Origin of the sequence: Paraburkholderia sp. BL9I2N2, assembly GCF_004339745.1 — a bacterium.
Taxonomy (GTDB): domain Bacteria; phylum Pseudomonadota; class Gammaproteobacteria; order Burkholderiales; family Burkholderiaceae; genus Paraburkholderia.
In genome coordinates, this window is record NZ_SMGP01000003.1 from 329,136 (window position 1) to 341,308 (window position 12,173).

Sequence of the window (12,173 nt, forward strand, 5' to 3'; positions counted from 1 at the left end):
ACAGCACTCTTGTCAGAAGTGAGTCAATGAGTTTGGACTGAATCGCCGCTGATAGTGGCGATTGGGACGGCGCCGCCGCGTTCTCGTGGCGTACTCGCGTGTGCGAACTCGGCTTGTCTTCGTCGCTGCAGGATTTTTCGTTGTGTGCAAGAATCGCCGCGCGCGGCTTACCGGCCATAACAACGACAGTAGGCCGACTTCATATTGGTGACGAGGAGTAGACACTTGATTCAGCGAATTTCCGCCTTCTTTACTCAGGTGGTGCACAGGTTTTTGCCGGACCCCCTGATTTTTGCCATCCTCCTAACCATCGTGACCTTCGCGCTCGCGCTTGGTTTGACGCCGAAAGCACCCGCGGACCTCGTGATGCTATGGGGTTCTGGCTTCTGGAATCTGCTCGCATTCTCGATGCAGATGGCGATGATTCTTGTGACCGGCCACGCATTGGCGAGCTCAGGCCCGGTCAAACGGATGTTGGTCGCCCTCGCAAGCTCCGCGCGTACACCCGGCCAAGGCGTGATGCTGGTGGCGTTTGTGGGCGGAGTGGCCTGCGCCATTAACTGGGGCTTCGGTCTGGTCCTCGGTGCGATGCTTGCGCGCGAGGTCGCGAGACGTGTCCCCGGAACGGACTACCGTCTCCTCGTTGCAAGCGCCTACATGGGTTTCCTGACGTGGCATGGGGGCCTGTCTGGCTCTGTGCCGCTAGTGGCCGCGACCAAAGGCAATCCGATGGAGAAGACAGTAGGTCTGATTCCGGTATCGCACACCATATTCACCGGCTACAACGCGTTTATCACCATCGGCCTCATTATTCTTTTGCCAATTCTGGCGAGACTCATGATGCCGAAGCCGGAGGACGTCGTCACAGTGGACCCGGCCCTTTTGCAGGACCCGCCGAGTGTCGAGCGCAAACTTCCTCCTAACGCGACGTTCGCGGAGAAGATGGAGGAAAGCCGTATCCTGGCGTTCCTGGTGGCGGCACTGTGCGCCGTGTTTCTGGTAATCCGATTCGTCAAGAACGGCTTCGTTCTTGACATCGATACCGTGAACCTCGTGTTCCTCGCAGCAGGTATCGTGCTTCACAAGACGCCGATGGCCTATGCGCGCGCTGTAGCCGGTGCAGCCAGGGGCGCGTCCGCCATCATGATTCAGTTCCCGTTCTACGCTGGCATTCAGGCCCTTACGGACCATTCGGGGCTGGCTGGTGTAATTACGAAGTGGTTCGTCGACATCGCGAACGTTCACACATTCCCGCTTCTGGCGTTCCTGAGTTCGGCGCTTATCAATTTCGCGGTGCCGTCTGGCGGCGGTCATTGGGTGGTGCAAGGTCCCTTTGTTATGCCGGCAGCGCAAGCACTTGGCGCCGACCTCGGCAAGTCCGCGATGGCAATTGCCTACGGCGAAGCGTGGACGAATATGGCGCAGCCGTTCTGGGCACTGCCTGCACTTGCTATCGCCGGTTTGGGCGTTCGAGACATCATGGGCTACTGCGTGACGGCACTTCTGTTTTCAGGCGTGGTTTTTGTGGCTGGTATGTACCTGTTCTGAGAAGGTCGGCGTTCCGCCTCAAGCGAGGTGGGGCGCCCAGGAAGGCATGTTGCGAAGCTTCGTGTCCTTCCGTATGAACTACATCGGGCCGTTGCTGCTCGCCGGCTAGGCACTAGATTCCTTGACCGAATTGATTTCGTGGCGATTGGGTCAAATTTTCCTACGCAGCGATTTTTGCTTCGTAACACCATCTGTTGTGATCTGTTCGGGGCCGCGGCTCAGTTGCGCAACCCTCGCCTGCAACGCCAAATATTCCGCTGGATTGACGAACTGCGTGCTTGTCCTGTAGCGGAGTTTTGCTTCGATTGGCACTGGTAATTCCGGCTCGGCAGCCCTGGCCGAACGTATACCGACCAGGCCGCCATTCTGGTCGTGGACGAACGTCTGCCAGTTCGAACTGCCGTTCTGGTTCTGTTATCGCGCACTCATGCCGAGCTTTTCGAAGTTTGCGCGGAACTGTGTGAACCCTTGGGCAAGCAGTGCAATGTGGTCGACAGCGCCACGTTCGTTGTCGGTCCGAATATCGTCGTTTTTATCGGCAGCTGCTCTGCCCGCTACGCCACATGCTGACCAAGCCACGCAAGCAATGTGTCCGTGACGAAGGACTGATTTTCAAGGTTCGAGATGTGGCCCGCGTCGGGTATTAGCATTTGCCGGCAGCCAATCACCGCAGCCATTCGTGCCATTTCGGTTGGTGGCCGCGGAATGTCGAGTTCGCCGCACATGAGCAGCGTACTGGCGGCGTCAAGACCGGCAAGACGGGCAAGGGCGTCGGACCGCCCGAAAATTAACCGGCCCAGCGGTACAACCGACTGTCGCAACTGGTCCGCAGAGAACCTCGCCAGCGCTTTTCGAAACTTTGCGTGCACTTCACCGTCTAGCGTTGCGCCCCGGCGGAAAAACAAAGGCACGATGACCTCGATCATCGGAGCGGGAATGCTGCCAAGCGATTCGATCGCGTTGAACATCTGGGAATATTGCTTGAGCGTCGCATCGGGTTCGGCGCTCCTGTCGGTATCCATCAGGACGAGGCACTTGACACGGCTCGGTTCTCGCAACGCGAGTTCGGACGCCCACATCCCGCCCACCGACAAGCCGACTATCGCGCATTGTCCGATACCCAGGGCATCCAGAAGACGGCCCGCATGTGTGGCCAAATCGCCAAGCGAACGCGTATTCTCCGGGAGCTGCCCGGATTGCCCGTGGCCCCAAAGGTCCGGAACAATGACCTGATAGTGGCGAGACAACGCGTCGATTTGCGGCGCCCACATTGACGAATCCCACAAGTAGCTGTGCCCCAGCAGCACCGGGAATCCCGTGCCGTGAGTCTGATAGTGCAGCGGCTTTCCTTCAATTTCGATGAATGGCATGTTTGATCAGGTAGAGGTTTCGAGTTCCGTGCGGCAGACTCGCTCCGTCGCAACGAGTGCAGCGTAATAACGCTTGAACCGATCAAAGCATTCCATCGGTTCGTTATGTTCCTGGGGCGCAACCTTGTTGAGGCACGGTTCTGCTGGACCGCGGGCACGGGAGGAAAGTTCCGCCTGGAACGCCATCGCGCTTAAACGTTCGCATGCGAAGTATAAACCTATTCGCATTTGAAGCGCATTTGTGAAAGTCAACGAGCCGTCAACTGAAACTTGACATCAACGCGGCTGCGGCACTTCGCGAGGTTGAAGGAGCGGCTGGTGTTTGGCGCGCTCGCGGGGCAACAGTCATGTCCAGCATCGCTGGCATATATAGCGGCCAAGAGCAAGTCGGCAGTCAGACAGGCAAACCGATGGGTTCTTCGCGAGACTGGCGACGCCCGCAACCACGTTTAAGTTCGGCCGCGAGGCGTCATGGATAGGCCCCAATGCACGCTGAGATGGGTCGCTGTTAGCGAGGCGCCGTACAGGCGCTGGCCTGCACAGCGTCTTGCGCTACATCAGTGACTGGTGGCTTCCATAGGTGAAATGCCTGTCTGTGAGATGAACTCCTGCGCGTCGAAGGCGGCAATTTCCTTTTTGGCGCGGGCAGTGCGGTCAAGCTTCGAGAAGACAAATATGCCTGCGAAGGCGAGCGGCACGGAAAAAAGAGAAGGATTGTCGAGACTGACGGGCGCGGTGGCGTGTTGCATGACATCAACCCATACCGGTTTGGACAGGATTGTCAAAACCACGGCCGAGACAAGGCCGAGTAGGCCGCCAAGCACGGCGCCTAGCGTGGTTGTGCCTCGCCAGAATATTGAACAGAGAAGAACGGGGCAATTGGCGCTGGCGGCAATCGCTGCTCCCATGCTGACGATAAACGCGACATTCACGTGCTCAAAAGGAATGCCCAAGCCTACTGCGACCATGATTAGTGCGACAGTTGATATGCGCGATATCTGCATCTCCCGGCGATCGGACTGTTTCCCGCGAGCTATGCACGAAGAATAGAGAGTTATCACAACTCGAATGCGCTGGTGCGAGGCGGCGACCGCTCGATCGTCCTGCAGAAAACCGGCTTCATCAACGAGGCCGGGCACTGTGAAGTATTCGCGTATCTGGAACGGCTGCGCGCAAGGGATGCATTCAGGCGCGCGTTGATTGCAGAAAGTGCTCCGAATCGTCAGGATGGCGGGCAAGCGTAAGGTGTCCGCGTGAACCCATCGACTGCCGGTCTTAAGTCCGGAAGAGCGTCTTTGGCTGACGAAGATTGACTCCCCATTGTGTCGAACGTTCTTGGTTCGGTGGATGACGAATGCGCTGCATGCAATCGCGATGAGGACGACAGCCATCAGGCCAGCGCTCATGACTGATATTCGGCAGGCAAGGGCAGGTCGTCGATCATCGACAGGGCATCTTCAAAATTCCAGCCGGAACGACCGGGTGACTTCGACACGGAGCGACCCGGTGAGTCGCGACAAGGCAGAGTCGAGAAACTTTCCAAAAACCATCGCCTGTGCCCCCAGCCTGCTGATAGCTGTTGTGTTGGAGGTGACGACCCTGGTCATTTCTCCTAGAACGCCCGTATCGCTTGCCATTTTCAGGCTTCGCTCAGAACGTTTGCCAGTCATCGGCGGCGCTATCGGCCAGAGCCGTGTTGCCGCCGGTACGTTCGGCTCGCACGAGCTTTTGCGATGACGTAGTCTTTGCGATGGATGACGCGCTTCTGGCTACCGTTCGGGGCCGTTCGAGTGGCTGGACAGTCGCATGGGATGCTTCATGGTCGTCTACGCTGAAGACGGACACCGCGTCACGCAGACCCTCTGCCTGTTGCGCCAGAGACTGGGCCGCGGCCGAGGCCTGCTCGACGAGTGCGGCGTTTTGCTGGGTCACTTCATCCATCCGGGTAATGGCCGTATTGACCTGTCCGATACCGGTGCTCTGCTCCTCGGAGGCCGCCGCGATCTCACTCATGATGTCCGTGGTGCGCACGGCTGCCCGCACGATCTCAGTCATGGTCCGACCCGCGTCTTCAACGAGCTTCGATCCGGTATCAATGCGTCTGACCGATTCGGTGATCAGATCCTTGATCTCCTTCGCGGCAGTGGCACTGCGCTGTGCAAGCGTGCGGACTTCTCCCGCGACGACGGCAAACCCTCGCCCCTGCTCGCCGGCACGGGCGGCCTCGACCGCCGCATTGAGCGCGAGAATGTTGGTCTGGAACGCAATCCCCTCGATCACGCTAATGATCTCGGCAACCCGCCCGGAGCTTTCGGCGATCTCGTGCATCGTCGTGACAACACGGCTAATCTCTTCCCCTCCCCGTCGCGCGACGCCCGAGCCTGTACCGGCCAGCTGGCTCGCCTGAATCGCATTGTCTGCGTTCTGGCGCACGGCGCTGGTCAGCTGTTCCATGCTCGATGCGGTCTCCTCCAGAGAGGCGGCCTGCTCTTCGGTCCGCTGTGAGAGATCGGCATTGCCCTGCGCGATCTCGCCTGAGGAGACCGTAATCGACTCGCTGGCGGTCTTGATCCGCCGGACGAGTGCCGCAAGCTGGTCTCTCATTGTGCTCAGCGAGTACATGAGGCTTGAGTGGTCGCCCGGCTTAAGCTGTACGGTGGCGCGCAGGTTACCTGCCGCGATCTCGCTGGCCAGTGCCATTGCGTCGCGAGGCTCACCACCAAGTTGCCTTGCCACACCAAAGGCGATGACGAGGGCAACCACGATGGCGACCACGGCCGCTGCCAGCATCAAGCTGTAAACTAGCGTTTTCGCCTGCGCATAATCCTGAGCGGCCTGTTTGCCTTCGTCGTTTGCGCTGGCCGTATTGGCATCTACGATGGTCTGGATGTCTTTCTCGATTGCATTTCGAATCGAGTCCGACTTCTTGCGCAGCAGGCTCATCGCATCGGCCTGCCGATCCTGTCTGACGAGTTCCAGAACCTGATTGTTGAGATCGAGAAACTTCGGCATCAGCATCTGAATGTCGGCGTAGGCGGTTTTTTCCTCGGGACTATCTACCAGAGTTGCGTATTCCGAAGATGCCTTCTGGTAGTTGGCCAGCGCCGCATTGATGCGATCTTCTGCAGTATGGGATTCATCAGGCGTCGTTGCGGTGGCGGCAAGAAGCTGACTTGCCCGGATGCCGCGAATAGCCAACTGCATCTCCAGATTGGTGCGTACGCTAGGCAATGCGTTGTCGCGCAGGGCGGCAACGTGCGTGTTCTCCTGATTCATCTTGTAAAGGGAAAACCCACCAAGACAAGCCATCAGAAAGATCACGAGAGAAAATCCCGCGATCAACTGCGTTACTACCTTGAAGTTTCTTCCAAACTGCATGGCACCCCCTCCAGGATCGAGATAAATGGATCGTTATATTCCCTCGGAGAGCACATCAATTATTTTTATGTGTAAAACGAAGCGACGAATATTACCGCAAAAAAAAGTAATCGGTTGGCATCATATTTATTACGTATTGCTTGTCATGTTTTACATAACACTTGAATGTCACCCGGTTGGCTGTGATGCTCCCGCGACACGGACTGTCCATGAAGAGCATCCAGCGGTATCCGAACGCGCTGGAGACTGCTGACCATACGCAACTCGCTGAGCTGAAAGTAAAGGCAATCCGACTGCAGGACAAGATCGTGCGCTTGCGATCCAGACGCACGTTCCATGGCGACGAGCGGAAGACTGCAGGAGATCGGAATTGAGGTAGGGGCCGGCACGATGCTGGAGGAGATCGGCCTGTTTTCGGGCGACCTGCACGGCACGCTGCCGGAGCGACTGCGAACTCCTTTCGGTTTTCTGCGGCCGACTTAATGAGACTCTATTTATCAGGACTTGGAGCTTGCAACGTACCTGATTCAGCTCATTACTCGGCCGACTGGGAGCCGACACACTTGCGGCCGAAAGACTAGTACCCGTTTGTCAAGCGCGCTTTTGGCGTGCAAGGTCAGGTAGCAATCGGCCTTCGGTCTTCGTTGTGTCCGCCAGCCGGGGGGAGTGTCGTAGATTCAATGAGTTCCTCTGTAAAGCTGTTGGATGTGCGCCGCTTCACCGTTATTTTTCACGCAGAAGGTGACCGGCGAAGAGGTCAAAGCCTGATGGCGTCTGCACGAAGCCGAGGCGCACCGGTCCACCGTATTCCTTGCATAAGTGAATGATGTCTCATGAGATGAGCATTGCGGTGCGTGCGCCACGCTCTGCGAGAGACGGTATCGTGCCGCTGGCCTCGGTGCTGGTCATGGCAGCCACAGTGGACGAAGGACATTTGTAAGCCGCCTGGTTGCGCAGGGCGACTCGCTCGACACGGTGCAGTTCCTGCTTGGGCATTCCGATCTGGACCACGTTGCCCCGTATCTGGAGGTGACTCGGCGGGAGCGATGGGAAGCCATCGCGACATTCGACAGGGTCTTTGATAAAGATTGATGCGTGGATGCCGTTAACTATCGTTGGATGCAGATTCCACGTTCGAAGCAGATTCATGCAATTCGCATGATTAGCCAAATAGACGGTCGTGGGCCGGAAATGCGCCGAGTTCGCTGTATCAAATCGATTGAATTACTCGACGACACATTAAAGAGAAATTAGGACATGCAGAAGGCTAAAAAGGGTTTCCTCCGGGTTGGGGCGATGCTTGCCCTCTCTATGCTCGCGGCGAGCTGCGCGATCGACCCTTCCTCTCCGACACCATCGGGACAGAACTTTGCGCCCGAGATGACCGGCGCGTTCAATGTGGTGGAAATGAACGATAGCAGAGCGGGATTTTCTCGCCTGACCACTTCTTTCAGCTCGGACGGAACAACCGGCTCGCTTTTGTACGACTACTCGAATGGGAATCGCATGGATGTCGAGCTCACTGGTTGCGCATCGTACACTCGCCATATTCTCCCTGGCGTAATGCACGACAATGCCACGGTTGAACAGGACATTCATGAGGTCCGTTGCCGATCCACGGGATCTGTATGGCGCGTCGCAATTTTTCGGAAGGGTGCGCCTGGAACGGGCATCACTGCGTCGTTGAAGGCGGCGACGGGCTACGAATTTTCCTTTGATGTCCCCTTTAGATCCACTGTTGCAGTCAAGCCCGCCCCGGAGCGGGAGTCAATGAAGAAATCCGGGTAATCGGAAAAGCGGGGCGCCGCGCAACAGGGAACACATGAACCAAAACACAGACGCGCGCAAACTGCCCGCATGGACGTTGCTGGTTTCTGTGCCTGGACGGTTGGCCGCACTGACGATCCTGTGGAAGTGCCACGACTTTGGCTTGTCCTGTGGATCGGCGTGGCAGCTGTCCTTGTGGTTGTGGTCGTAGGCATCTTGTTCGGCCCATCGAGCGGAAGTAGTCACCATCACGGCGTTAAAACGGCAAACGGAAATGCGCTCGTGCGGGTCACAAGGGAAACCTGTTGTACGCGGCACCAGCGGCAGCCTCGAAGGTCCATGCCTATAAGACGCTTCGCAAGATCACAATCAACTTTAGCGATTTGAAAGAGGAGGGCTTCGTGCCATTTCAGTCGGTTTCTTTAGTGGAAGATAACGCGTCTGGCAAGTTTCCATCTGGATTGAGGGCTTTATTCAATCAATGTGGCAATAAGCACTACAACGGATCACTAAGGCGTCCTTGACGCCCACCATGCCGAAAAGGTAATACCGATCTTCCATGATGAATGCCTGGAGAATAAACCAGAAACATACGCTCTCCTCCAAAAGGTTCGCAAAGCGATGCGCATCCAACATAATGCCTTTCTCCCTTTTGTCGAAGATACGCGGTCCGTACATCAGAATGAGCACGGTTATTTGCCGCACAAGGATGATGCCCCGTCCGCGGTCAGTGCTCCTTTCATTCGAACCGCCGCGAAGACGGTTGGTGCTCTCCTGCATAATCAGGCAGCAGCAAACGCGACTACCAATGGGTAGTTTATGGAATACACGTGTCAGGACGATCTGTACGTGGAGTGCCGATTTGTCGTCGACTATCGTTTTGGCTTTGTCTACATGACCTTTGGACACTATCATAGGGATTCGTTTGCTTTGCTTATCCGCTCTAGCGCAGAGTTGTATTTCGAGGTTATGCCGACTTTGCCCGCACTGAAGGTGAATTACGCGCAATAGACGAACTTATCGTCTTCGGCACGGTTCGTTTTCCGAAGTGGCCGGATCATATCGTGCCTGTGCGAGACTTTCTGGCAGTTGGATATGCGATATAGTCCAATGACAGAGTATGTTCCTGAGCGCGCGACCGGTGCTGTTCTGAACACGGCCTTCGCATCGGTACTCGTGTAGAGGCCGTGTAACCAGTAACGCAGACCGGCATGGACGGCGACTCCGAATGGACTCTGACCATTGACGGGAGATTCGTCCGGGCCGGCGTAAACCGGAATGTTCGATTTGAGGTGCTAACAGGGCGACTGTCTGCGCAAGGCAAGACGTGTCGCACGTTCGCGTTCGTGCGAGTACCGACCCACGCACCCAACGTCGATCGCGGTATCGCGAGACCCGCCGGCGTTGACGCCTCCCAACCGGCACGTCTTCTTCGATAGTGTTCACGTGTCCACCTATTTAAGTGCACGCGATTCTCCCAAGACCTTGAACGTTACTCAAGACGGGATCGCCGGCCGCTTACGCACCCCATCCATTGGACCGATCCGGGAGAAGCAACCGCAAGCTGCCCCTGAAGGACTGTGAAAAGGCATTGAGCCGGCGGCACGTCGGGCTGGTCAAGTTTCCACGACAAGTCTTTCGCCACGCTCTGTCGCGTGTGAGTGGTGTAGGACGGCTACTCCTCAACGAGAGCCTCCAGTCGGCCTGCACGTACCGCCTTCACCAGCGCTGCGTGGTCGCGCTCCGTCTGATCTGCATAGGCGAGGGAGAACGCGCCGATGGCCTCGTCAAAGGTGTCACCCTTGCCCAGATAGCCACTAATGGTCGTGGCATCCCCGGACTTGGCATGGGCGCGGGCCAGGGTCCAGCCGCAGAACTGGGCATAGCGGTTGAGCTGCGCGGCGGTCATTTCATCGAGGACAACCGACATCTTCATGTCCCGCAACTGCCGAACAAAAAAGTCATAGCCTCGCTGTCCCCGCAACCACCCTAAAAAGATGTCGCTGGAGGACTGCATCAGCCGTTGTCCCATGACGACGCGCTGCCCCTGATTTTCATAATGGCTCTTTCCCGCATAGGGTTCGAGCACCGACCGGCGCTGTTCCTTGAACTGGAGCATCAGGGGATGGTCTTCCTCGTCGAAAAACAACCCGATGAAGCACCGGGTGCCGACGCTGCCAATACCCACGACCTTCACGGCGAAGTCCTCCAGGTGGTAGCGATCCATGAGGACACGGCGCTCGTCGGACAGCGACCGGCGATAGTCGGCGAGTGCCTCACGAACCCGTTCCTCGAAGCCCGGGTCACTGACGTGGTAGAGCAGCGGCGGTTGGTCGACCAGGCGGCGTCGTCCAGCCACTTCGCCGGTGATCTTGGGAAAGAGGTTTTCGACAACACGCTGGCGGGCTTTTTCTGCCAGTCGCTCCCGGTATTTTTTGACCTTTTCATCGGGCGCCATCGCAATGAGGGTTTCCATGTCCAGGCGGGTGTACCAGACTTCCAGAGGATTCGTCCGGGAATACTCCCGCAGGTGTTCCCGATATGCGCGCACGCACTCGAGGACGGCTTTCCGGGAATCCGCATCCGGCAAGTCGTTATCGCGTCCAGCAATCGCGAAACTGACGGCCAGCCGTTTCAGATCCCATTCCCAAGGCGCTGGCAGCGTTTCGTCAAAGTCGTTCAGATCGAAGACCAGATTGCGCTCCGGGGTGGCAAACAGGCCAAAATTCAACAGGTGGCAGTCTCCACAGGCTTGCACTCGAAGACCTGTACTTGGGGTAGTCGCAAGATCGTGGGCCATGAGCGCCGCCGAGCCGCGCAGGAACGTGAAGGGACTGCGGAGCATACGGCCATAGCGGATCGGGACCAATTCCGGCAAGCGATCCAGGTTCGATTCTTCCAGTATCTCGATGGGGTCCCGGCGCTGTGCCGATGGTGTCCAGTCGGCGTGGCTGTTGCGCGGCACCCGATCGCGCAACGCCCGACCGGCGGCAAGTCGCTCTTCCCGGGAGCGAGGAGCCGGGACATCCTCCGCGACGTTATTGACCCTGACCTTGGCTTTCCCAGGCACCTTCACCATGGTTTCCATGCTCACCTCCTCCTGACGGGCTCGCGATGCGGAGTTCACTCTGGCATGGCGGAGGCCGGCATCCTCTGATCCTGCCGGCCCCAGGCACGTGTCCAAAAATACTTCAGATATCGAGCTTGCTAACCTTCGTGCACCTGCGGTGCGCGGTTAGCCATCAACCCGGCATGGGTGAGCACGGCGGTCCAGCCGTTACTTTTGCGAAATTAACCCCGCCGGCCGACCTGATCAGGAAGGATCACTGACCCGCTTCTTTCAGTGTCAGGGAATTCTTCACCGACGTGACGCCGGACACCCCCTTCGCTAGTTCTCCCGCCTTGTCGATCTGGGTCGCGTCAGTGACGGCTCCCACGAGCGTCACTGCACCGCCTTTCGCAACTACGTTGATTCTGGACGTGCTGACACCGCCCTTCGAGAGCGCGACAAGCACTTTCTTGCTGAGTGCGCGATTCGCCTGTCTGGTCGCTTTCGCGCTTCCTCCGCTTGACGGCGCCATACTGGACTGAGTCGACGGCGCAGCGGATTCGCTAGTCTGCGACCACGCATTGACGGATACCACGACGATCAATGCGCCACCCATCAGCTTGAATGTCCTGATTGCTTTCATTTCTCGCTCCTGTTGAGGCACGATAGATCCGGCGGGAATCGCCGGTCTGCATCTGACAACGGACCTTAACCCGACGATCATGCTAGTCGAGTCGTCGACCATTGCGGACGATCACGTTCAGATTCGACTCACTAGTGCCGGTCCTCAAGACCTTTGAGGTGACTCTCCGGTTCCTTCAGAAGAAATCATGGATGGGCGGCTGCAATTCGCTCAGAGTCCCCGGGTCGAGCGAATTGAAAGTCGGCGTCACCGAAGCGCCGCGAACGAATCTGGCCGGCATTTCCGCCGCTATGAACACGATGACGGATCGGTCTTTTTTTCGCCTCTGTCTTCGCCATTCCTGTCTTCGCGAGTCCCGGGTTCAGGTACTTTCCGGAGTTCCTTTCATAATGTAGGCTGCGGAACAAAAAGCGGCAAT

General features: G+C 57.5%; 8 protein-coding genes and 2 pseudogenes. 4 read left to right on the forward strand and 6 right to left on the reverse strand.

Annotated features, from left to right (window positions below; genetic code table 11):
• The first annotated feature begins 225 nt into the window (after positions 1 to 225).
• Positions 226 to 1,548: a TIGR00366 family protein gene (locus B0G74_RS32185; protein WP_132379989.1), complete on the forward strand. Its 1,323-nt coding sequence runs from the start codon at positions 226 to 228 to the stop codon at positions 1,546 to 1,548.
• 554 nt (positions 1,549 to 2,102) lie between these two features.
• Here the strand turns inward: B0G74_RS32185 and B0G74_RS32190 are convergent.
• From B0G74_RS32190 to B0G74_RS47535, 3 genes and pseudogenes are all read right to left on the reverse strand, one after another.
• The gene (locus tag B0G74_RS32190) at positions 2,103 to 2,918 is read right to left on the reverse strand and encodes an alpha/beta fold hydrolase (RefSeq protein WP_132379991.1); all 816 of its coding nucleotides are present in this window, start codon (positions 2,916 to 2,918) and stop codon (positions 2,103 to 2,105) included.
• Between the two features lie 557 nt (positions 2,919 to 3,475).
• A pseudogene (locus B0G74_RS46915) lies at positions 3,476 to 4,066 on the reverse strand (hypothetical protein); the annotation flags it as partial.
• A gap of 502 nt (positions 4,067 to 4,568) precedes the next feature.
• Positions 4,569 to 6,296: a methyl-accepting chemotaxis protein gene (locus tag B0G74_RS47535; protein ID WP_132379995.1), complete on the reverse strand. Its 1,728-nt coding sequence runs from the start codon at positions 6,294 to 6,296 to the stop codon at positions 4,569 to 4,571.
• A gap of 336 nt (positions 6,297 to 6,632) precedes the next feature.
• Here B0G74_RS47535 and B0G74_RS45895 point away from each other — a divergent pair, with 336 nt between their 5' ends.
• From B0G74_RS45895 to B0G74_RS32215, 3 genes and pseudogenes are all read left to right on the forward strand, one after another.
• Positions 6,633 to 6,779 carry a hypothetical protein gene (locus tag B0G74_RS45895; RefSeq protein WP_165923963.1) on the forward strand — a complete coding sequence of 49 codons (147 nt, stop codon included), beginning with the start codon at positions 6,633 to 6,635 and terminating at the stop codon, positions 6,777 to 6,779.
• Positions 6,780 to 7,190: 411 nt separating this feature from the next.
• Positions 7,191 to 7,388 (forward strand): annotated as a pseudogene (locus B0G74_RS32210) (site-specific integrase); the annotation flags it as partial.
• A 165-nt stretch (positions 7,389 to 7,553) separates the two neighbouring features.
• Positions 7,554 to 8,084: a hypothetical protein gene (locus B0G74_RS32215; RefSeq protein WP_132379997.1), complete on the forward strand. Its 531-nt coding sequence runs from the start codon at positions 7,554 to 7,556 to the stop codon at positions 8,082 to 8,084.
• Between the two features lie 453 nt (positions 8,085 to 8,537).
• Here B0G74_RS32215 and B0G74_RS32220 read toward each other — a convergent pair whose 3' ends face one another.
• The 3 genes from B0G74_RS32220 to B0G74_RS32230 all read right to left on the reverse strand — a co-directional run bounded on the left by B0G74_RS32220 (position 8,538) and on the right by B0G74_RS32230 (position 11,755).
• A complete protein-coding gene (locus B0G74_RS32220; RefSeq protein ID WP_132379999.1) occupies positions 8,538 to 8,978 on the reverse strand; it encodes a hypothetical protein in 441 nt (146 codons plus the stop codon).
• Positions 8,979 to 9,738: 760 nt separating this feature from the next.
• Positions 9,739 to 11,151 (reverse strand): DUF2252 domain-containing protein, encoded by a 1,413-nt coding sequence (locus B0G74_RS32225; protein WP_207915743.1) that lies wholly within the window; start codon positions 11,149 to 11,151, stop codon positions 9,739 to 9,741.
• A 235-nt stretch (positions 11,152 to 11,386) separates the two neighbouring features.
• On the reverse strand, positions 11,387 to 11,755 hold the full coding sequence (locus tag B0G74_RS32230; RefSeq protein ID WP_132380001.1) for a BON domain-containing protein: 369 nt from the start codon (positions 11,753 to 11,755) through the stop codon (positions 11,387 to 11,389).
• Between the last annotated feature and the right edge of the window lie 418 nt (positions 11,756 to 12,173).

Bases quoted from the DNA above. Each gene is read 5' to 3' on its own strand.
- B0G74_RS32190 (WP_132379991.1), bottom strand. From the start codon at position 2,918: ATGCCATTCATCGAAATTGAAGGAAAGCCGCTGCACTATCAGACTCAC.
- B0G74_RS47535 (WP_132379995.1), bottom strand. From the start codon at position 6,296: ATGCAGTTTGGAAGAAACTTCAAGGTAGTAACGCAGTTGATCGCGGGA.
- B0G74_RS45895 (WP_165923963.1), top strand. From the start codon at position 6,633: ATGGCGACGAGCGGAAGACTGCAGGAGATCGGAATTGAGGTAGGGGCC.
- B0G74_RS32215 (WP_132379997.1), top strand. From the start codon at position 7,554: ATGCAGAAGGCTAAAAAGGGTTTCCTCCGGGTTGGGGCGATGCTTGCC.
- B0G74_RS32220 (WP_132379999.1), bottom strand. From the start codon at position 8,978: ATGATAGTGTCCAAAGGTCATGTAGACAAAGCCAAAACGATAGTCGAC.
- B0G74_RS32225 (WP_207915743.1), bottom strand. From the start codon at position 11,151: ATGGAAACCATGGTGAAGGTGCCTGGGAAAGCCAAGGTCAGGGTCAAT.
- B0G74_RS32230 (WP_132380001.1), bottom strand. From the start codon at position 11,755: ATGAAAGCAATCAGGACATTCAAGCTGATGGGTGGCGCATTGATCGTC.